14 protein-coding genes are annotated in these 22289 nt (G+C 42.6%); 11 read left to right on the top strand and 3 right to left on the bottom strand.

Going from position 1 to position 22289, the window contains the following annotated elements; translation table 11 throughout:
- Window position 1: 1 nt before the first annotated feature.
- The 10 genes from EJ103_RS01840 (at window position 2) to tldD (ending at window position 16552) form a co-directional block, all read left to right on the top strand.
- Window positions 2–3682, top strand: coding sequence for an H-type lectin domain-containing protein (locus tag EJ103_RS01840; RefSeq protein WP_241232287.1), 3681 nt, complete (start codon window positions 2–4; stop codon window positions 3680–3682).
- Window positions 3683–3858: 176 nt separating this feature from the next.
- Complete coding sequence (locus tag EJ103_RS01845) at window positions 3859–5898, top strand: formylglycine-generating enzyme family protein (RefSeq protein ID WP_004585755.1); 2040 nt, start codon at window positions 3859–3861, stop codon at window positions 5896–5898.
- A gap of 136 nt (window positions 5899–6034) precedes the next feature.
- Window positions 6035–7078 (top strand): rod shape-determining protein, encoded by a 1044-nt coding sequence (locus EJ103_RS01850; RefSeq protein ID WP_002958401.1) that lies wholly within the window; start codon window positions 6035–6037, stop codon window positions 7076–7078.
- A complete protein-coding gene (gene mreC, locus EJ103_RS01855) occupies window positions 7078–7920 on the top strand; it encodes a rod shape-determining protein MreC (protein ID WP_024032490.1) in 843 nt (280 codons plus the stop codon). The genes EJ103_RS01850 and mreC overlap by 1 nt, the downstream gene beginning before the upstream one ends.
- Window positions 7913–8392: a rod shape-determining protein MreD gene (gene mreD / locus EJ103_RS01860; protein ID WP_004585757.1), complete on the top strand. Its 480-nt coding sequence runs from the start codon at window positions 7913–7915 to the stop codon at window positions 8390–8392. Before mreC ends, mreD begins: the two co-directional genes overlap by 8 nt.
- Window positions 8392–8961: a Maf family protein gene (locus tag EJ103_RS01865; protein ID WP_126005710.1), complete on the top strand. Its 570-nt coding sequence runs from the start codon at window positions 8392–8394 to the stop codon at window positions 8959–8961. The genes mreD and EJ103_RS01865 overlap by 1 nt, the downstream gene beginning before the upstream one ends.
- A 1-nt stretch (window position 8962) precedes the next feature.
- Entirely contained in the window at window positions 8963–10435 is a 1473-nt protein-coding gene (rng, locus tag EJ103_RS01870) for a ribonuclease G (protein ID WP_004585759.1), read from the top strand.
- Entirely contained in the window at window positions 10435–14292 is a 3858-nt protein-coding gene (locus EJ103_RS01875) for a YhdP family protein (RefSeq protein ID WP_126005711.1), read from the top strand. The genes rng and EJ103_RS01875 overlap by 1 nt, the downstream gene beginning before the upstream one ends.
- On the top strand, window positions 14289–15116 hold the full coding sequence (locus tag EJ103_RS01880) for a carbon-nitrogen hydrolase family protein (protein WP_126005713.1): 828 nt from the start codon (window positions 14289–14291) through the stop codon (window positions 15114–15116). The genes EJ103_RS01875 and EJ103_RS01880 overlap by 4 nt, the downstream gene beginning before the upstream one ends.
- Window positions 15113–16552, top strand: coding sequence for a metalloprotease TldD (tldD, locus tag EJ103_RS01885; RefSeq protein WP_024032486.1), 1440 nt, complete (start codon window positions 15113–15115; stop codon window positions 16550–16552). Before EJ103_RS01880 ends, tldD begins: the two co-directional genes overlap by 4 nt.
- Before the next feature lie 50 nt (window positions 16553–16602).
- On the opposite strand, the gene EJ103_RS01890 is transcribed toward tldD, so the two are convergent.
- The 3 genes from EJ103_RS01890 to gorA all read right to left on the bottom strand — a co-directional run bounded on the left by EJ103_RS01890 (window position 16603) and on the right by gorA (window position 19908).
- Entirely contained in the window at window positions 16603–17439 is an 837-nt protein-coding gene (locus tag EJ103_RS01890; RefSeq protein WP_055254579.1) for a mechanosensitive ion channel family protein, read from the bottom strand.
- A gap of 209 nt (window positions 17440–17648) precedes the next feature.
- Window positions 17649–18233 carry a hypothetical protein gene (locus EJ103_RS01895; RefSeq protein ID WP_241232288.1) on the bottom strand — a complete coding sequence of 195 codons (585 nt, stop codon included), beginning with the start codon at window positions 18231–18233 and terminating at the stop codon, window positions 17649–17651.
- Window positions 18234–18546: 313 nt separating this feature from the next.
- On the bottom strand, window positions 18547–19908 hold the full coding sequence (gene gorA, locus EJ103_RS01900; RefSeq protein ID WP_055254577.1) for a glutathione-disulfide reductase: 1362 nt from the start codon (window positions 19906–19908) through the stop codon (window positions 18547–18549).
- A gap of 226 nt (window positions 19909–20134) precedes the next feature.
- Between gorA and prlC the strand changes: the two genes are divergently transcribed.
- Window positions 20135–22186, top strand: coding sequence for an oligopeptidase A (gene prlC, locus EJ103_RS01905; protein ID WP_126005717.1), 2052 nt, complete (start codon window positions 20135–20137; stop codon window positions 22184–22186).
- Window positions 22187–22289: the final 103 nt, after the last annotated feature.

Consider the following 22289-nt stretch of genomic DNA (forward strand, 5'->3'; position numbering starts at 1 on the left):
TATGGCTGTACCGCCTAAAATTGAAGGGCGATTTATAGAGCTACAAGACACGTACACTTCACCCATATGGACAAAAATAAATTTTCAGCAGCAATACATAACCCCTCCTGCGGTATTTATGTTGTCCACTAATCAAGGCGGTAACCCCGCTATAGTGAGAATACGCAATGTAACAACCACAGGGTTTGAGGCATTGCCACTTGAGCCATCAGGAGAAGATGGTGAGCATATAACCATGGGCGCGCACTATTTAGCGGTAGAATATGGAGTGCATGAATTTCCTGATGGGACCATTATGGAAGTGGGAAACACCGACTTACGCCTTGAGCTACAATACGGTGATAAGTCGGGGTTTGCCCCCATCACGCCTAAAGGTTACAAATCACTGACTTTTAATAAACCGTTTGCCGTAAGGCCTAATTTTTTTCATTCGTTACAAACACTAAATAGTTTAGATAGTAACCCGCCGTCTCAAGCGCTTGTGCCTTTTTTAACCATTGCAGTGCAAAGTGGTTCCTTATCTACAAGCGGGGTAAATATAGCGTTAGAGGCCTCAGAAACCGCATTAGGTGTTATTCAAACTGAAACGGTGGCCTACATGGCTGTAGAGCCTGGCAGTAATCGCACCTTTACCGATGACAATGGGGTAGAAGTGTCGTGGGAGACCTTTTTTACAGGATTCGAAGTTGATGGTTGGAATGATGGGTGTAACTACTTTAATTTTAACAATAACTTTAGTGAGGCACCGCTGGTGGTGGCAAGTAAAAATTCCCGACTTGAAGAAGACGGTGGGTGGCTGCGCAGCTGTAATTTAAGAGCGGATCGGTTAGGGCTGGTGGTTGATGAAGACCGTGATGGCGACAGAGAGCGTAACCACGTAAAAGAAGAAGCCTCTATATTAGCTATGACCAGTACGTTTGTATTTAATGGCGATATTTTAGATTGCGATACTTTATTTCCTGGCGCTATTTCTACCTACAATGATGGACAAGTGCAGCTTGTTCAAGGTGTGGAAATAACCGATAGCAATGCACAATTTATTACCACCACTAATTTAATATCAACGGCACTCACCAACCCGCCTTTGTGTAATGGCCAAGGCTGTGTGGCCACTGGGTATAACTCCCTTGAGCCAAATCAAGCTGCGCAAGTACCCACGGTCACAAACGATGGAAGCTCCACCGGAGATGTGCCTGTATCGTTAGCTGGTGATTATTTTTATGACGAACTAGCACTTAACTTATTGGAAGATGAGTACAAGGTAACAGCGCCCACCCGTATCTTTTTAAAAGATACATCGTCGCTAATTTCTAGCGCATTTTTGAACATAGGCAAAACGAATATTGCGGTTGAGGAAGGAGCGTATTTAGCTATATACGTCGATGGTGATGTTGCCATTGCGGCTGATGCAAATATTGCTGCATACATTGTCGCAACGGGGGAGGTAAGAATTGCTCAAAATGTCACATACCAGGGCTCTATAACCGCTGCAACACAAGTAATAACCGAGGGCAGCTCTACGTTTGATGCGTTAACAGTGCCAGAGAGTATTCCTGGATTTTGCGGTATTTTTACGCCGGTTTTGCTTGATCACTACCGCATATCATTAAGTGATAACCAAGGCTTAACCTGCCAAGCAAAAGAAATGACATTAACCGCCTGTGCAAACGATGCATGTGATTTACTGTACGATGAGCCCTCCGCACTTGACCTGTCTCCAGATAACAGTGGCCAGCAAAGCTGGGTAAACGGTGAAAATATTACCTTTACAGGCTCTGCCACCGTAGCGCTTGCAAAGCGTACCACAGGCACCGTTACACTTGGTTATAATACCGCCGACCCATCTGCACCGCTGCGTTGTTATATTAATGGTAATAACGTAGGGCTGGGAGGGTGCAAAGTGGTTTTTTCTGATGCAGGGTTTATTTTTAACAACGACACCGCCAATACAGCGAGTATCCCCACTCAATTATCTGGTAAACCCTCTAGCGAGGGTTTTAATGCTGCCGAGCTATCCATTCAAGCGGTTAAAACAAATACCACAACAGGCGTATGCGAAGCCGCATTCCCTGCCGGTGGTCAAGTTGATTTAGATTTAGCTTATACCTGCAGTACCGGCGCTACGTGTTCAGATCCAATACAACTTAGTAATAATGCGAATACGTATAGCGTGCAGCAAGCATATCAAACTTTTTCGCTCACCTTTGATCAAGACTCAAAAGCCCCTATTGCTATTAACTACCCTGATGCCGCTAAATTAAGTTTAAATGCACGGGCAACAATTGTATTAGACCCAGTAACTAATTTATCAGTAAGCTTAACCGGCAGCTCTAACGAATATGTAGTTAAGCCCTTTGGGTTAGCGATGCAAGTTGCAAGTGACGGCTATGCCCAAACAGCAAACGATAGTTTATTTAGATTAACGGGTGAGTCATTTGATTTAAAAATGAATGCAGTACAGTGGCGCGCAGGGCAAGACAATAACAACGATGGGATACCTGATAACTATAGCGCTATTCATAGTAATCCCATTGCAAAACACTTCATTAGCGAGTCTCCTTTAGTAACACATAGCTTAGTATTACCCAGCTCTGGTAATGAGGGGCAAATTGAAGCGCTAAGTACCCTTGCCTTTACTGATACGGGAAGCTTGAGTGAATCCATATCGCAGTACGCTTATGACCAAGTGGGTATTATAAACGTATTTGCGGGTTTACAAGATGGCGATTATTTTGGTGTGGGCGATGTAAAAGGGCAGCTAAACAACGTAGGGCGATTTGCTCCATCGCACTATCAAGTATTAGGTGTTCAAGCTGCTGCGCAATGTACACAGTTAGGCAGTAATTTAACCTATTTAGATCAGCCCTTTGAGCTTGGTTTTACGGTACAAGCACTTAATCATAACAACCAGCTAATGGCTAATTACAAACAAGGCTTTGAAAAAGCCCAAGTACAAATAAATGCCGAAAACAATCAAGCTGGTAATTATGTACCAGCAACCACGCTAACCAGCAGGTTAGCCAATATAAGCAGCAATAGTTGGAACACCCTAGCCGATGGACAATGGCAAATGAGCGACAGCACTGCCATGTTAACGCGCTTGGCTATAAATAACCCCGACGGCCCATTTACTATGGTTAACCTTATGGCCACCGTCACTAATACAGAAGGCGCTACGTTAATTGATGCTAACGATGAGCCGAGTACGCAAGCAAGCTGCAGCACTGATTGCAATAGCGTGCGTTTAAATGATGTGCCAATAGACTTTCGCTTTGGACGCTTAGTGCTAGGGAACAATGCGGGCTCAGATTTAGACTCATTACGTGTGCCTATGCAGGCTCAGTACTTTAATGGAACAGGCTTTGTATTAAATACCGAAGATAACTGCAGTGTATTTGAGCATCCGCAGTTATCCCAAATATCGCCATCAACGCCAATATTAAGCTATGAGTATGGTGCAGGTGCAGCGGGTTCATTAGAGGCAGGCAGCTACCCTACAAACAATGCTATTTATGCAACACCAAATGGCAGTGGTACATTTACATTAGAATACGAAACAGAAAATTGGTTAAAGTGGGATTGGCTTGGTGATAATTCACAGCAAGATCCTCATGCTATTTTGCAATTTGGTCGCTTTAGAGGAAATGATCGGGTTATTTACTGGCGTGAAACAAGAGAATAGTTGTAAACTAAGATAATAATTGAACAAAGCTTGTGTTTTGTGCTTCAAGTACATAGCATAAGGCATTGGGTGTATTGATTTTTGATGGTTGAAAAATGTTCAGCTTTCAAAAGTGAGTACACTCTAATAAACAATAATAACGACCAAATAATTGCCGCTTTTTGGGACTGGAATATATGCGAATTGCTCCTTTATCTCTGTTAATTTCCGCTAGTTTGTTAGCTAGTAGTGCATTTGCACAAGACACAGCAACAGTAACCGGAATTGAATCAGAGATTAGTATTAAACAAACAGAATACGATAACTCGACACAAATACTTGAAAAACACTTAAAAGAAGAAAGTCAGTTACAAAACCAACTTGAACTACTTCGTTCTCGCTCTACAGAGCTAGATAAAGAGAAAAACCAAGCACTTGATGCGATGAACGAAATGTATCGCCGCTTAATTGACGATCCTACGCTTGATATTAGTGCTGCCCAATCGCGCTATCAAAAAGCCGTGGTTGATCATAAGCAAAATAAAGACGACATCTCAATGCAGTTGGCGGCAATTGCATCTCATCGTAAAGATATAGAGCAAATTCGTGTTGCAAAACATACGCTTTTAAACACCTTAGAAAGCTTAAAAGAGCAATTAACTACAGCCCGAGTCGAGCGTTTACGTAATGAGTTTACCCGCGAAGGTACACTGGAAGTAAACCACACAATTAACTGTAAGCGTACCGAAACGCTCGCAGCCTGTGAGCAACGCGGCCAGCAAATGGGTTTACAAAAAGCCACTAAGCGCTTTGTTGATCAAATATTTGCTAATTTAACAGAAGAGCGAATTGTTGAACCAAAACGCAACATGGCAGGCGCGCAAGTACAAATTTTAAGTAGCCATGTAGTTAACAGTGCATTTAGCGGACAAGGCAATTACAACGTTAACTTAAGCGTAACCATGCGCGGCGAAGTAAACAGCAGCCGCCTATGTAACTTATTAAACGTAGATAACCGTTATTGTTCTGAATATGGCTCGCCACTCGCGACAGCGTATCAGCCTGGTTACGGTACAACCTACTCTGATAGTCAGTTAACATTCAGCAACGCCGCGGATAATACCGACACTGTGTCTGTATCGCGAATGAACAATCAGCCAGTGCGCGATTACTCAGTGAAAGCTGCACCTACAAAAAAAAACTATCCATCAATTATAAATAAAGAGAAAAATCAGCAGGTTGAGCTGACTTTACGTTCAAATGTTTACGATGATGAAGTGTTTATTGATGGGGTGAGCTTTGGTTCTACGCGTTTAGTTACGCGTTTACCGCGTGGTGTGCATAACGTAGAAATACGTAAATTAGGTTATAAGCCTTACAAAGTAAGAGTTGATTTAACTAAAGCACAGACTATTCATGCTAACTTAGTAAAAAAGTCTGAGTCGATTGCTGCACCGGCTTACACTCGCGAGCAACCAAAACCTGTAAGTCGTACAGCAAGCACTAATCGCTCTGCTGATGTACAAAATAATGTTGTAGTTGTGCCCGCCGGTAAATTTAAGATGGGCGATATTAACGGCAATGGTTTAGCAAATGAACGCCCGGTTATTGAAAAAGTGATAGCCAGCTCATTTGCAATGCAAACCAAAGAGGTTACCGTAGGTGCCTACGAAGCGTTTGTAGCAAGTACTGGGTATAAAACACAAGCAGAGCAAAGCAAAGGGTGTGCTTATTATTTAAATGGCGAACCCGTATGGGAAGCTAATTTAAACTGGCGTAACCCAGGTTTTGAACAAAGCAGCGATTTTCCTGCTGTGTGTTTAACATTTAACGACGCGAAAGCGTACGCCGAATGGCTCTCTGGCGAAACCGGGCAGCAGTACCGTTTACCTAATGAAGTTGAATGGGAATACGCCGCTCGCGCAGGTACAGAAACAGAATACCCTTGGGGTAACGAAATAGGTAAAAATTTAGCTAACTGTGGTTGGTGTGGTAGCGAATGGTCAAACAAACGTGCAGCACCGGTGGGTTCTTTTTCTCCTAACGCATTTGGATTATACGACACCGTAGGCAATGTGTGGGAATGGACAGCTAAAGAGTCGGGCGAATCTGATGTTGCAGTAAGAGGCGGGGCGTGGAACTTTGCACCAAGCCTTGCACGTGCTTCAACACGATTAATTTTAGCGCCAGATTTTAGATCTAACTACATTGGCTTTCGCTTAGTCCGCGAACGATAGCATTTAACCAAGGAAGCCTAGCTTCCTTTTTTCACAAATTAACAAAGGTAGTTGCGCTTTATATTGCTCATCTAATTAGGCATGTTAAAGTGAGTGCAGCTAACATAAGAACGTATTTCAAAGGTCATCCAGCCTCATGTTTAAAAAACTCCGTGGTATTTTTTCAAACGATCTATCGATCGACTTGGGTACAGCCAATACCCTTATTTATGTAAAAGAAGAAGGTATTGTACTTAACGAACCTTCAGTTGTAGCTATTCGTCAAGAACGCGCTGGTGGACCTAAAAGTGTTGCTTCTGTGGGTACAGAAGCAAAACAAATGCTAGGGCGTACACCGGGTAATATTAAAGCGATTCGCCCAATGAAAGATGGCGTAATAGCCGACTTTTATGTAACCGAAAAAATGTTACAACACTTTATAAAACAAGTGCACAACAATAACTTTATGCGCCCAAGCCCGCGTGTACTTATTTGTGTACCGTGTGGTGCAACCCAAGTAGAAAAGCGTGCAATCCGCGAATCAGCAATGGGTGCCGGCGCGCGCGAAGTGTACCTAATTGAAGAGCCAATGGCCGCAGCAATTGGTGCTGGGCTACCAGTATCAGAAGCTACCGGTTCTATGGTTGTTGATATTGGTGGTGGTACTACCGAAGTTGCTATTATTTCACTAAACGGTGTTGTTTACTCATCGTCTGTGCGTATTGGTGGCGATAAATTTGATGAAGCCATTATTAATTATGTACGCCGTAACTTTGGTAGCCTAATTGGTGAAGCAACGGCTGAAAATATTAAACATCAAATTGGCTCTGCTTTTAAAACTGACGAACCAATTGAAATTGAAGTACGCGGTCGTAACTTAGCCGAAGGTGTTCCTCGCTCATTTACACTTAACTCGCACGAAATTTTAGAAGCACTCCAAGAGCCGCTAATGGGCATTGTAAGTGCGGTAATGGTTGCACTTGAGCAGTCTCCACCGGAGCTTGCATCAGATATTTCAGCTCACGGTATGGTGCTGACTGGCGGTGGTGCACTATTAAAAGATTTAGATCGTTTATTAATGGAAGAAACAGGCATTCCTGTGGTTGTTGCCGATGATCCACTTACGTGTGTAGCACGTGGCGGCGGTAAAGCACTTGAAATGATTGATGTTCATGGTGGTGACGTTTTTAGCTACGATTAATGAAATTACTGTTTGGACAAACCATCTCTTTGCAACTGCGACTTTTTGTCGCAGTGCTTTTGAGCATAGTGCTCATTGCGGGCGATAAGTTTACACAAGGCGGTACGGTTGTACGTACAAGCCTCAATACACTTGTCAGCCCATTAATTTACGTTGCCAACCTACCTTACGAAATATTTAGCTTAGGTGCTAAAAGCCTGCATACCCGCGATCAGTTACTGAGCGAAAACGAAGCGCTGAAAAAAAAGCAAATGCTACAAAGCGAGCAATTGCAGCAATACCAATTTTTAGCCCGCGAAAACCAAAAGCTACGCGCTTTACTTGGCTCATCGGCTAAGCAATCTAATCGTAAAAAAATAGCCCAAGTACTTTCTGTACATTCAAACCCTTATAGTCATCAAGTGGTTATTAACCGCGGTACCACCGACGGCCTAAGCGAAGGCCAAGCCGTAATTGATGAAATGGGGGTTGTTGGCCAATTAACAAAAGTAGGCTCTACCACATCGCGCGTGCTACTAATGACCGACACAACCCATGCTACGCCGGTACGTATACTACGTAACGACGTACGCACGGTAGTTGAAGGCATAGGTAAAATTAACGTTGTTAAGCTTTCGCATGTACCTCATAGCCTTGATGTGCGCATTGGTGATGTACTCGTGACCTCGGGGCTTGGCGGTACGTTTCCTGAAGGTTATCCGGTGGCCGTTGTCACCGAAATAAACCGCGATGAAGGGCGCCCATTTGCTCAAGTATTTGCAGAGCCTATTGCACAGCTAGACCGTATTCGTTTGTTGGTTATTTTATGGCGCAATCAACAGGAGCAAATCAGCGATGATTAATCGTTATTCATTGTTAATTGCCCTAAGCATCTTTTTTGCTTTAATTATGGCATTAATGCCACTGCCTTTTTCGTTTGAGCCTTTCAGACCTGATTGGGTATTACTGGTATTAATGTACTGGTCGCTGGCAGTGCCGCATAGATTAAATATTGGTACCGCGTGGGTTGTTGGCCTACTCATGGACTTAGCCTTAGGCTCGCCATTAGGGGTTAACTCACTCACGTATTCTATTTGTATATTTGTGACCGCAAGTAACTTTCAAAAAATACGTAACTTTTCGCTTTGGCAGCAAAGCTTATTAGTGGGCTTATTTTTAACCTTGTATCACTTAATGCAATTTTGGTTAAATCACTTTTTATTAGGTGTTTATTTTAATCCACAATACCTGTGGCCAGTGGCGACCGGTATGGTCAGCTGGTTTTGGGTCTTTTTACTTCTTCGCAAATACCGTAGACATTTTAGGATCAGGTAATGACAACCGCAGTATATTTGGCATCAGCCTCCCCGCGACGTAAAGAGTTATTGAGTCAGTTAGGCATTGAGTTTGAACAATTTAGTGTAGATGCAGATGAAACCCCACTTGCAAACGAGCAGCCTCATGCATTGGTTGAGCGCTTAGCTCGCTTAAAAGCGCAAACAGGCGTAGCGCTTGGTTACACAGACCGTCCAGTGCTTGGTAGCGATACTGTGGTTGTTATTGATAACGAATCATTGGGTAAACCACGCGATAAAAACGAATTCATGACAACACTTAAACGTTTATCTGGTAATACACATCAAGTGCTTACTGCCGTTGCTTTTGCTACACAAACAGATGTACTAAGTTGTGTAGTGAGTACCGATGTGACCTTTAAAACCCTCAGCGATGAAGAAATAAATAGCTATTGGGAGTCAAACGAGCCACAAGATAAAGCCGGTGGTTATGGCATTCAAGGCTTAGGTGGTCGCTTTGTTACACACATTGCGGGTAGCTATTTTGCTGTTGTAGGCTTACCTTTATACGAGACCGAACAATTATTACAAGCATTCTTAAGAAGGTAACATGAGTACAGAATTACTAATAAATGTCACGCCAAGTGAAAGCCGTGTTGCCCTAATCGAAAACGGTGTATTACAAGAAATTCAACTAGAGCGTATAGGCAACCTAGGTATTGTAGGCAATATTTATTTAGGAAAAATAAGCCGCGTACTGCCAGGCATGCAAGCTGCTTTTGTTGATATAGGCCTAGAAAAAGCCGCTTTTTTACATGCATCAGACATAGTCAATAGTGCCTCAATAGTTGAGGGTGTAGACGACGAGCCAATAAAAAAAGTACAAGACATACGTGAGCTAGTACGCCAAGGGCAATACATTATGGTGCAAGTGGTTAAAGACCCACTAGGCACTAAAGGAGCAAGGCTTACTACCGATATCACTATACCTTCGCGCTATTTAGTGTTTATGCCAGACGCTACGCATGTAGGTGTTAGTCAGCGTATTGAAACCGAAGAAGAGCGTGCGCGACTTAAAAAAATAGTGGCAGAATACGGCGACGATAATGGCAGTTTTATTGTTCGTACAGCGGCAGAGGGCGCTAGCGAAGCGGAGCTAAGACACGATGCTGAATTTTTACGAAAACTGTGGCAAAAAATTGTATCACGTCGTAAAAAAACCAATAAAGCCAGTATATTACACGAAGACTTAACGCTTGCATTTAGAACCCTGCGCGACTACGTAGGTGAAGATATGGAGCGCATTAGAGTTGACTCTAAGCTAACCTATCAAGAACTAAAGCTGTTTACTGAGGAGTTTGTGCCTTTGCTTTCGCAGGCACTTGAGTACTACCCAGGTGAGCGCCCAATTTTTGACTTATTTGACGTTGAAACCGAAATTCAAAAAGCATTGCATCGTAAAGTCACGCTTAAGTCGGGCGGTTATTTAATTATCGACCAAACCGAAGCGATGACCACAGTTGATGTGAATACAGGTGCATTTGTAGGGCATCGTAATTTAGAAGAAACCATTTTTAATACCAATGTGGAAGCCACATCAGCCATTGCTAGGCAGCTACGCCTGCGTAACTTAGGCGGTATTATTATTATCGATTTTATCGATATGATCAGCGAAGATCATAAACGCAGAGTATTACATTCACTAGAGTCAGCACTATCTAAAGACCGTGCAAAAGCCAACATAAACGGCTTAAGCGCATTAGGCTTAGTAGAAATGACCCGTAAGCGCACCCGCGAAAGCCTTGAGCATATTTTGTGTGATGTATGTCCGGCTTGCTCTGGACGCGGCTCACAAAAAACAGTCGAAACCGTATGCTATGAAATACTGCGCGAAATAGTGCGCGTTAATCGTGCCTACGATGCCGATAAATTCATGGTGTATGCGGCACCTGCTGTAAGTGAAGCCTTACTCAATGATGAGTATCATAACCTTGCCGAACTTGAACTATTTATTGGAAAACAGGTCAATATTCAAACAGAGAGCCTATACAGCCAAGAGCAGTTTGATGTGGTAATGATGTAATGAAAACGAAAGCGGTCTGTTTTTTTTGTTTTAGAAAGTTATGGCAAACCTGCGCCATAATTTTAGTATTACTGGCCGTGATTGTTTCTATTTTAAAGTACACCTTACCTTATGCAAACGACTACAAAGGCGATATAGAAACCTACCTGCACGATAAATTTGCCATTAGTCTTTCTATAGGCGCAATCTCTGCCAGTTGGCATGGCGCCGGCCCAGCCTTGGTATTAGAAGATCTCTCTTTTAAGGATAACGAAACTGCGCCTATATCGCTCACTATTGCCAAAACAAGCCTAGAGCTTAACCTATGGGAGAGCATTAAAGCCTTTCAGTTAAAGTCTAATTACTTTGTTATTAATGGCTTTCATACCAGTGTAAATATACAAAATTTATTTAACAACACCAATAACGATGATGTCTCGTTTGAACAAAAAGAGTTAATTGAAGAGCTGTTTTTAGGAGATACAGGGCATTTTGCTATTGAAAATTCGAGTATTAATTTTATTTTAGAAGACGGTAGAGAGCGCAAACTATTACTCGAAAACATAGTATGGCAAAACCAAGATGAACAACATTTAGGAAGCGGCAGCCTCGCCTTGCCCGGCATTAGTGTGGGTAGCTTTGACGCACGTATCGCGCTTAGTGGCAAAACTATAGAGCAAATTGCGGGTGATATTTACGTACAAGCAAATAGCGTAGATGTGTCTAATTGGCTGGCGCAATATATTAATACTGAAAAACAACAGCTTTACACAGACATAAACTTAAAGTCTTGGCTTAAGCTCGAAAATGGTTTTATCAGCGACGTAAAAATGCAGTGGTTACCTAGCTTTGTGCACTGGCAAAACAACCAACAAGCTAAACAAGTAAGCTTAAGCGAAGGGGGATTTCATTTATTTCCTGAGGCAGACGCTTGGCACTTAAAAAGCACGGGCCTGACATTTAGTAATAACGACACAACCTGGCCAAGTCTAGAATTTGAGGCAAACTTAGGTAAGCACAATAAAGTGTGGCTGCAGCAGGTTGATCTTTCTTTACTGAGTAACTTGGCGTCGTTAACTAATTTTGAAGCATTACAGCCACTTTTAAACCGCAAACCAAGTGGTTTTATCGATCAAGCCTACCTAGAACTTAATCCAGATGAGCAATGGCAGTTATGGTTTTCAGCTAATAATATTGGCTGGCAAGAAGTGTCTGGTATCCCTGCAGCGCAGGCGCTTAGAGTCTCGGGGCTTATAAATCAGCAGCGCGGGCGAGTGCAGCTATTTGGCGAAAACGGGACTTTAATAACCGGCGACAGCTTTAGTAAAAATATTGATTACAACCAAATTAATATCGATCTGGATTTAGCAAAAACAGATAATTACTGGAATGTAAGCAGTAATAATATTTGGTTTGATAATAACGAAGTTACCTTAGCGGCTGAGCTAAATGTAAGCCTTAGCGACGATCCTCGGTTAGATCTATACGCAGAAGCCTATGCAGAGGATGCCACAGTAGCTGGGCACTACTTTCCGTTAAAGGCAATGAGCCCTCAACTTGTAAGCTACTTAAACGGTGCAATAAAAGGGGGCGAAGTAGCTAAGGCGCAAGTATTATTTGCAGGCCCGCTTTCAGGTTTTCCTTTCACCGATGGCAGCGGCCAATTTGATGTACTCGCGCAAATAGATAATGCAACATACGCGTTTGACCCCAATTGGCCGGCAGTAACTAACGCCAATGTGCAGTTGCACTTTGCCAACGAGCGAATGGATATTTACAGCCAGCAAGGCCAGTTAGTTAATTTAGAAGTAGGCGATAGCGTGCAAGTGAGTATTGCCGATTTAATGCACGCTGATGAACTCATTGTACAAATAGATAAACGCGCGCAAATGGAAAAACTGCATGACTTTTTTGCAGCCACCCCGATTTCAAACCCACTGGCCAATATTTTTGAAGTGGTGCAAGGTAAAGGTCAAGCCGATGCAAGCGTAACTCTTTTGATTGGCTCTAAATTTAAAGGTGGAGCCAGTGTCAGCGGCAAAGTAAAACTAAACGATTTGCCTGTTTATATTGCAGCCCCAGGCATTGCGCTTGAAAAACTAAGCGGCGAGCTCAGCTTTGAAAACGATACAATTAGCATGCAAAATGCCAGCGCTACATGGTTGGGTATGCCGCTTAGCATTAACTATAATAGTGCAAGCGAAGCACAGCAGTACACCGCTAATATTGATATAACGGCGTTACTAAATGCAGATACCCTAACAACCCAGGCGCAAGGTGTACTGAAAGGGTACCTGAGTGGGCAAAGTGAAGTTGATATAGGCCTTGCACTTAATTTTACCGAGCAAGGCTTTAATTACCGCGCTCAGGTTAGCTCAGAGCTACTAGGGTTAACGAGCACACTACCAGCGCCCTATGGCAAAACAAGTGAACAGGTTTGGCCGTTAACGGGCATAGTGCAAGGCGATGATATTTCAAACCTTATTACGGCTAATGCTAATCAGCAGCTATATTTTAACGCGATTTTAGAAAACGGTCAGCCGCAATTTAGTAATATGCATATTGTACTTGGTGAGCAAGATTTAGGGCTAAATCAAAAAGATTTAAGCGTTAATATTAACCTTGAACAAACGCAACTAGAAGCATGGTTTGAATTAATAGACCAAATAATTAAAGCCGCTCAAGCTAAGCCAGACCAGCAGTCTGAGGGTATTATGCCGCCATTAAATGAAGTGGTTGCGCATATTGATAAGGTTAATGCTAGCGACATTATTTTTAACGATTTTGAAATGCGCTTAGCGCCCCAGCAAAACGACTTATATTTAAAGCTTAATGCCAAAGAACTGCGTGCTGACGTGTTTATTCCTAGCTCTCAGCTAAGCCAGCCGATACGTATAAATAGTGATTACTTAAGACTTAACTTTGCACCTAAAGTAGAAGAAGATCTTGAGATCACCGATGTACTGCCAGAGCAAAACCTAGCGTGGCTTAACACAGTACCAGCCATTGAATTTGAATGTGCAGATTGTAAAGTGGCAAGTTATCAGCTTGATAAAGTGAGCGCTTCGCTGGTCGGGGAAGGCGACAAGCTCAGTATTTCTGAGCTTGTGGTTGATAAGGGCGACCATATTTTACGTACCAAAGGGCAATGGCAAGGTGGCTTTACGCAATTTAATGGTGAACTTAAAAGTGACGATATAGGCGCGCTATTTGATGAATTTGATATCACCACCGCTATAAAAGACTCAAAAGCCGATATTAACTACAACCTTGCTTGGCAAGGCGCCCCGTATAACTTTGATATACCTAGTTTGGGCGGTGAAGTTAAGTGGGATTTAGGCGAAGGCCACATTGCTGAAATAAGTGATGGTGGGGCACGTGTATTTTCGTTACTTAGCCTTGACTCGCTAGTGCGTAAATTAAAACTCGATTTTAGAGATGTATTTTCAAAAGGCTTTTTTTACAACAGCTTAAAAGGCTCTATGCAGCTAGATAAAGGTATAGCCTACACAAAAAATACCAAAATGGATGGCGTGCCAGCCGATTTAACGATTAACGGCTATGCTAATTTAAACACCCTTGAAATAGATTACGATTTAGCTGTGGCACCACAAGTAACATCTAGTATTCCGGTTATTGTGGCTTGGATGGTTAATCCCGTCACAGGGCTTGCCGCTTTAGCGCTTGATAAGGTTATTCACTCAGCAAGGGTGATCTCCGAAATTAACTTTAAAGTAACCGGCAAAATGAATGACCCTGTGGTACAAGAGCTTGAGCGTAAAAGTAAGGAAGTTACCTTACCGCAAGCTGCGCAAAATCAGCCGCAAGCGGCCAGTACACTCACACTTAAAGATGCCGCGGTAACAGCAACACAATGAATACGCTAAACGCCAATATAATTGCTTTGCAAATGTGCTCAGGCACCAACCCCGACGACAACATGGCAACCCTTGGCGAGGCGTTAAATAAACTCCCCGCAGCCAGGCCAGTGCTTGTATGTTTACCCGAGGCGTTTTTAGTATTTAGTAAAAGTGGCCATGATACGCTAGCGGTTGCTAAACGTATTACTCACTACAAGCTGCAATTAAGTGCATTGTGTAAAAAGCATAATATTTGGCTAAATGCGGGCACTATCCCTGAGCCACATAAAAATAATAAATACTTTGCGGCCTCGCACTTATTTAATAGCCAAGGTGAATGCGTAGCCACGTACAATAAAATGCATTTATTTGATGTTGATGTGGCCGATAAAACCGCTAGCTATCGAGAGTCAGACTTTACTCAAGCAGGCGATGATGTGGTGGTTGTTGCTACACCGTTTGGTAAAATTGGCTTAACAGTATGTTATGATTTGCGCTTTAGCGGATTATTTAGCGCACTTACGCGCCAAGGGGCTGAAATAATTTTAGTGCCCAGTGCTTTTACAGTCCCTACAGGGCAAGCACATTGGCAACCCTTATTAAAAGCACGCGCAATAGAAACGCAGTGTTACGTTATTGCAGCTGCGCAGTATGGAACACATCAAAATGGCCGCCAAACATACGGCCACAGTATTATTATTTCACCATGGGGCGAGCAAATAGCAACGCTTGAAAGTGGGGTAGGGTTTATAAGCGGTTACGCCGACCTAAACCAGTTAAATAAAATTAGAAGAGATATGCCCGTGCAATCTCATCAACGATTTAGAGAGCATTTATTATGAATTCGGTTGAACAGCATTTATTACACGACAGCCAGCTAAATCGAGAAGAACTCGAAAAAACGCTTGGGTATATTCATCAGCATAAAGTGGATTACGCCGATTTATACTTTCAATCAAGCCATCATGAGTCATGGGTGCTTGAAGACGGCTTAGTAAAAGAAGGCTCTTACAATGTTGAGCGCGGAGTAGGTGTACGTGCCGTTAGTGGTGAAAAAACAGGGTTTTCTTACTCTGATGCCATTAACCTTGAAGCGTTAAACAAAGCCGCAACGGCGGCTCGTAGCATTGCCGATGCAGGCGAAGATAAAACCATTAAAGTATTTAGCGATGTAAAAGCAAAAGAGCAATTTGCCCCGCATCAGCCAATATCAAGCATGAGTGACAGCGATAAAGTGAGTTTATTGCGTGAGCTTGAAAACTACATACGCGAACTCGCCCCTGATGCTGAGCAAGTAATTAGTTCAATGTCGGCTGTATACGAAGAGGTATTAATTGCTGCCAGCGATGGCACGTTTGCTACCGATATACGCCCGCTTATTCGTTTAAACTGCTCCGTTTTACTTGAAAAAAATGGCCGCCGTGAGCGCGGTGGTGCAGGGGGCGGCGCACGCTTAGATTATGGTTACTTTAAAGAGCTAGTTGAAGGCAAGCCGCGCTGGATGGGCTTTGCCGAAGAAGCAGTACGCCAAGCTAAAGTAAACCTAGAGGCAATTGATGCCCCGGCTGGCACAATGGAAGTTGTGTTAGGCAATGGCTGGCCTGGCGTGTTGCTACACGAAGCGGTAGGCCATGGCCTTGAAGGCGACTTTAACCGTAAAGGGGCTTCGGCATTTAGCGGTAAAGTGGGACAAAAAGTAGCGTCTGAGCTGTGTACAGTAGTTGATGATGGCACCATGGCCGATCGCCGTGGTTCACTTAACGTTGACGATGAAGGCACACCTGCAGCTTATAACGTACTTATCGAAAACGGTATTTTAAAAGGTTACATGCAAGATAAGCTCAATGCGCGTTTAATGGGTGTAAACCCAACGGGTAATGCACGTCGTGAGTCGTATGCGCATTTACCTATGCCGCGTATGACCAACACCTACATGTTAGGGGGCGAGCATAGCCAAGCTGATATTATAAGCTCAGTTAAAAAAGGGGTATTTGCACCAAACTTTGGTGGCGGCCAAGTAGATATTACTTCAGGTAAGTTTGTATTTAGCGCATCAGAGGCGTATTTAATTGAAAACGGTAAAATTACCCAGCCAATTAAAGGTGCAACACTGATTGGCAATGGCCCAGAGGTGATGCAGCATATCTCTATGGTAGGCAACGATTTAGCCCTTGATAAAGGCGTAGGTGTCTGCGGTAAAGATGGCCAAAGCGTTCCTGTAGGGGTAGGTCAACCAAGTCTTAAAATAGACCAACTTACAGTAGGTGGCACCGCATAAAACAATAAAGCGCGAAGCAATTGGCGCTTTATAGGTTACCAATGCGAGGTTTACGCCTCGCTTTGCTCTTCTTTGTTCTTCTTCGCCTGTTCGTACCACAAAGCCATAAAACACTCAGTTAATTTATGCTCTATTTCAAGCGCTTTGTTGGTTGGGCAAAATAGCGTAAAGCTTGCTTTAAACTCACCAAGCTCTGTAGTGCCAAAGTGAATAACCGGTGCCGGACCTGAAATTTTGGCATCGAGTTTACGCTCTATCATCGAATTATAACGTGTTGCTACATCGTGAAACTCTTCGCAGTACAGTTTTGCCTGATTGACTAATTCGTCATGAATAACATAAGGGTTAAAGCTCTCCCTGCGTACAATAGTAAAATGATGAGTAACAAAGCGTTTTACATAATTAAGGTTTTTAATTGAGCTGGTGATCAGCTTATTATTTGGAATATAAATTGTTTTGCGCGAAAACTGATAAGTGTGCATGTCTATTTCATGCATGGTGGTTTTTACCCAGTCTGTTTCGGCTACTTCGCCAAAATAGTCACCTACTTGTATCCAATCACCTACTCTAAACGGGCGGGTGGTAACTAGATAAAAAAAGCCAATAACGCATTGTATAAACTCGCGAGTTGCAAGCACTATAGCCACTGCAAACGCAGCAATAGACAGCGCAAAATTTTGTATTTCGGTCGACCACACAAATAGCAGCGACAACACCATAACAAAATTAATAAAGTGCTTAATGTTATGAGTGATGTAACGAATGTCTTTTTCTTTTTTTTCTGCGCGGTTTCTTGCTAGTTTATCAACCAGTACTTTAAGCACAAATGCAATGGCAAGCACGAGCACAGAAACTAAAAAAGGGTGCATGAGTATGTCTTTAATCATAACTTCCAAATACGAGTAGCAATAGGCACGCTAAGTATATTGAGTAATCAAACCAATTAGCAAATTTAAGCTACACAAAATCACTTATACCAATTGTGTTAAGACATGAGCCATTTATAGTAATAGGTGAATAGCGTTAAAACCCTATTAGCGCTTTATTTTGCACGCTAGAATGGCTACTACTTAATTAAACCGGTATTACTTAGCAGCTAGGCTGTTTGCTCTGTAATAGAGGCTTGCGTGTGTTTAGCGTGTTTTTGGCAAAACAATACAAGCTCAATAGCAGCGATAAAAATAAGCGTGTAACCCAAGGTTTCTATGCCTTCCTCAATAATATTTTTAACGACCCGAACGTATTGTTCTCCCATAACTGAGTGCCAAAACTCGCCCTTGCCCATCATTCTCGAAAAAGCGAGTAAGGTCACTAAGCCAGATAGACAAATACCATAACTCGGTGTTTGCGCATAGGCTTTTAACGAGCTGTAGATAAAGCCTCGTTGGGCTTTTAAGTAAAGTAGTACGCTCCCTAACAGCGTATATACAATTGCTTGCCATGCGCCATCAAACACATACATATCTAGGTAGGTGTCAAATTCTCTAACAAACATAGCAGCCGACAAAGCAGCCAGTAACAGCGCGGCTATTTTAAGATCAGAGTGAATACGTGAGGCGTAAAAAAACAGCATACAACTTAAAAAGGTTAAAATATCTTGCATGTGTTCGGTTAGTGTTTCTTCACTGTAAAGTGCATTTTGCTGTAAATCAAAACCTTCAAGCTGAATTAAAAAAGCCACACCTGCTAAGCATAATAAGTAAATAAAAGATCGCAGTAAAAACATATAAAAGCTCAAATAGAAAACAATGCGCGGCAGTTTAATTATAAAAATAGCTAAAAGCCAAAACATTATAGAAACTTTTTATAAATTTATCGGTCTAATTTTTTTGCTGTTAAATTAATGGGTTATGTTTTTATTTTATGTATTTATGATGTGTTTTTTGTAATAAGTTGAGTTAATTAGTTGTGCTGCATAGGGTTAAATGCGTTAAGCATAAAAAAGCCCTTACTAAAACATAGTAAGGGCTTTTAACGTTATAAGCAGAATTTGCTTAGCGCATCGTCACAAACTCTTCTGAGCCTGTAGGGTGCAGTGCAACAACAGCATCAAAATCAGCTTTAGTTGCGCCCATTTTCATAGCAACCGCAAAGCCTTGAATCATTTCATCAACGGCAAAACCAATACCGTGTAAGCCAACTACTTTTTCTTCAGGGCCTACGCATACAAGCTTCATTGCACACGGTTGGCGGTGTTGTGTAACGGCTGTGTACATAGCGGCAAAGCCCGACTTGTACACTTTTACGTTTTCTTCACCGTGGCGAGCAATAGCTTCTTGCTCGGTTTCACCAATAGTACCAATAGGTGGGTGGCTAAATACCACGGTAGGTACAAGACTGTAATCCATTTTTAAATCATCAGGTAGGTCTTTATTAAATAAACGCTCTGATAGGGTGCGGCCGGCTTTAACAGCGACAGGCGTAAGTTCTATACCGTGCTCAATAATATCGCCTACAGCATAAATACCAGGTACGTTTGTATTTTGATATTCATCTACTTTTACATAACCAGAGCTATTTAGTTCAACCCCTGCTGCTGCAATGTTAATTACATCGGTGCTTGGCTCGCGGCCAATAGCCCAAATTACTTGGTCAACATTTTGGCTGTAACCATTTTCAAAATGAATGGTTAAGCTACCATCGCTTTCTTTAACAATTTCTTTAGGCGAGCATTCGGTATGCAGTGTTGGGCCTTCTTTTTTCATGATCTCTACCAGGGTTTCAACCAGTAGCGTATCAAAATTACGAAGCGGCGCGTGTCTGCGTACAAATAAATGAGTTTCTGTGCCTAAACCATGCAGTACACCGGCAAGTTCTACAGCAATGTAGCCTGCGCCAATTACCGCTACTCGCTTTGGCTGCTCTGTTAATTCAAAAAAGCCATTTGAGTCTATACCGTACTCAGCACCTGGGATATTAGGAGTATGCGGACGTCCACCTACTGCAATCAAAATATGGTCAGCCGTGTAATGCTCGCCGTTTACTTCTACGGTTTTGCTATCAACAAATTTAGCAAAACCATTAATTACGGTTACGCCATTGTTAGCTAAACCGTTGTCGTATCCTTTGTGAATGCGACCAATGTACGCTTCGCGGCTCTCAACGAGTTTGCTCCAGTTAAAGTCTTTTACTTCTACGTTAAAGCCGTAATCAGGTGCATATAAGTTAATTGCTTCAGCAACTTGTGCGCCATGCCACATTACTTTTTTAGGCACACAGCCTACATTAACACAGGTGCCGCCCATGTGTTTTGCTTCGATAAGCGCTACTTTAGCGCCACGCATTGCCGCACGGTTAGCAGAGGCAATACCGCCACTACCACCTCCAATCGCAATGTAATCAAAATGCTGAGCCATGTTTTATCCTCAAAAAATATATTTAACTATAATGTGCCGATGATAGCATATGCTAAGTGCAAGTCACCCAGCGCGGCGCGCTAAAAAGCTGATAAATACAACAAACGAAATTGTTTATTATGCCGATCAGTTTCATCCTAAGCTATATTAGACCCATTAATGGAGGCTTGTATTTCACCGTTTTGCCCCAACTTCAAATTCATAGTCAATTAAATTGAGAAAATTCATGAGCGAAGCACAAATAAATCCACTCATTGGCCTAGAAGGCTTACCCCCATTTTCAAAAATAAAGCCAGAGTACGTAGTACCGGCACTAAAGCACGGTATAGAGCAATGTCGTAAAGCCATAGATGACGTGTTAGAAAAAGGCTCGTTTACATGGAACGATTTAGTATTACCCCTTGAAGAAGCCGACGATAAACTCTCGCGTATGTTTTCACCAGTATCGCACCTTAACTCAGTCATGAATAACGACGAGCTGCGTGAAGCCTACGAGCAATGTTTACCACTTATATCTGAGTACTCAACATTTGTCGGGCAGCATCAAGGCCTGTACGAAGCGTATAATGCGCTTTATAACAGCGATGAATTTAAAACACTCAGCACTGCGCAGCAAAAAACCATCACCAACGCCCTACGTGATTTTAAACTTTCAGGCATTGCATTATCAGCAGAAGATCAAAAGCGCTACGGCGAAATTAGCACGCGTTTATCTGAACTTGCCTCTAAATTTGGCAACAACGTAATGGATGCAACGCTTGCATGGCATAAACACATTACCGATGAAAGCCAATTGGCAGGCTTGCCAGAGTCGGCATTAGCGCTTGCTAGCGAAACAGCTAAAAGCAAAGGTTTAGACGGCTGGGTATTTACGCTTGATTTTCCGTCTTACTTACCGGTAATGACCTATGCAGATAACCGCGAACTGCGCAAAGAAACCTACACAGCATTTTGTACGCGCGCTTCAGATCAAGGCCCTAATGCGGGTGAGTTTGATAACTCAGCCATTATGAAAGAAGAGCTTGCACTACGCCATGAGCTATCGCAGCTATTAGGGTTTAATAACTACGCTGAAAAATCATTAGCAACTAAAATGGCCGAGTCGCCAGCGCAAGTTTTCTCATTTTTAGAAGATTTAGCCGCTAAGTCTAAGCCTCAAGCAGAGCAAGAAGTGGCAGAGCTAAAAGCCTATGCTGAGCAACACCATGGTATTACTGAGCTTCAAGCATGGGATTTTGGTTACTACAGCGAAAAGCTCAAGCAAGAAAAATACGCAATTTCAGATGAAGTACTGCGCCCTTATTTCCCTGCTGATAAAGTACTTAGCGGTTTATTTGAAACCGTTAACCGCCTTTTTGGTATTAAGGTAAAAGAAGTAAGCGACTTTGATAGCTACCACAGCGATGTTCGCTTTTTTGAAATTTTTGATAGCAGTAACACATTGCGCGGTCGTTTTTATCTTGATTTATATGCACGCGAACGCAAACGTGGCGGCGCGTGGATGGATGACTGTATGGGTCGTAAAGTGCGCGCCAGCGGCGAATTGCAAACACCCGTGGCATACTTAGTGTGTAACTTTAATAAAGCGGTAGGCGACAAACCGGCGCTATTTACACATGACGAAGTAACCACGCTTTTCCACGAATTTGGCCATGGTATACACCACATGCTTACCCAAGTCGATGCTGCTCCTGTTGCTGGTATTAACGGCGTTGCATGGGATGCCGTAGAACTACCAAGCCAATTTTTAGAAAACTGGTGTTACGATGAAGAAGCGCTGAGCTTTATTTCAGGCCACTTTGAAAGTGGTGAGCCATTACCAAAAGAGCTACTTGATAAGCTACTGGCTGCCAAAAACTATAATTCTGGCATGCAAATGCTGCGTCAGATTGAGTTTTCGTTGTTCGATTTTAGAATCCACCACGACTACCAGGCAAACCAAGAGTGCCAAATTCAAGCGATTTTAAACGATGTACGTAGCCGCACGTCGGTGGTTAACCCGCCTGAGTTTAATCGTTTTCAACATGGCTTTAGTCATATTTTTGCAGGTGGCTACAGCGCCGGTTACTACTCGTACAAATGGGCTGAGGTACTCTCTGCCGATGCATTTTCTAAATTTGAAGAAGACGGTATTTTTAACGCCGAAACAGGTAAAGCCTTCTTAGAAAATATTTTAGAAAAAGGCGGCAGTGAAGAACCTATGGAGTTATTTAAAAAGTTCCGTGGTCGCGAGCCAAATGTTGATGCGCTACTGCGTCACAGTGGTATAGCTGCATAAACAACTACTTAACCTTATAAAGCGCCTATATGGCGCTTTTTTTATGTTTTTTAATATATTGGCCAATTGTTTTTAGTAATTTTAACCTCCCGTACTATGCTTT

It is taken from the genome of Pseudoalteromonas sp. Xi13, from assembly GCF_003952205.1.
Taxonomy (GTDB): Bacteria; Pseudomonadota; Gammaproteobacteria; order Enterobacterales; family Alteromonadaceae; genus Pseudoalteromonas; species Pseudoalteromonas atlantica.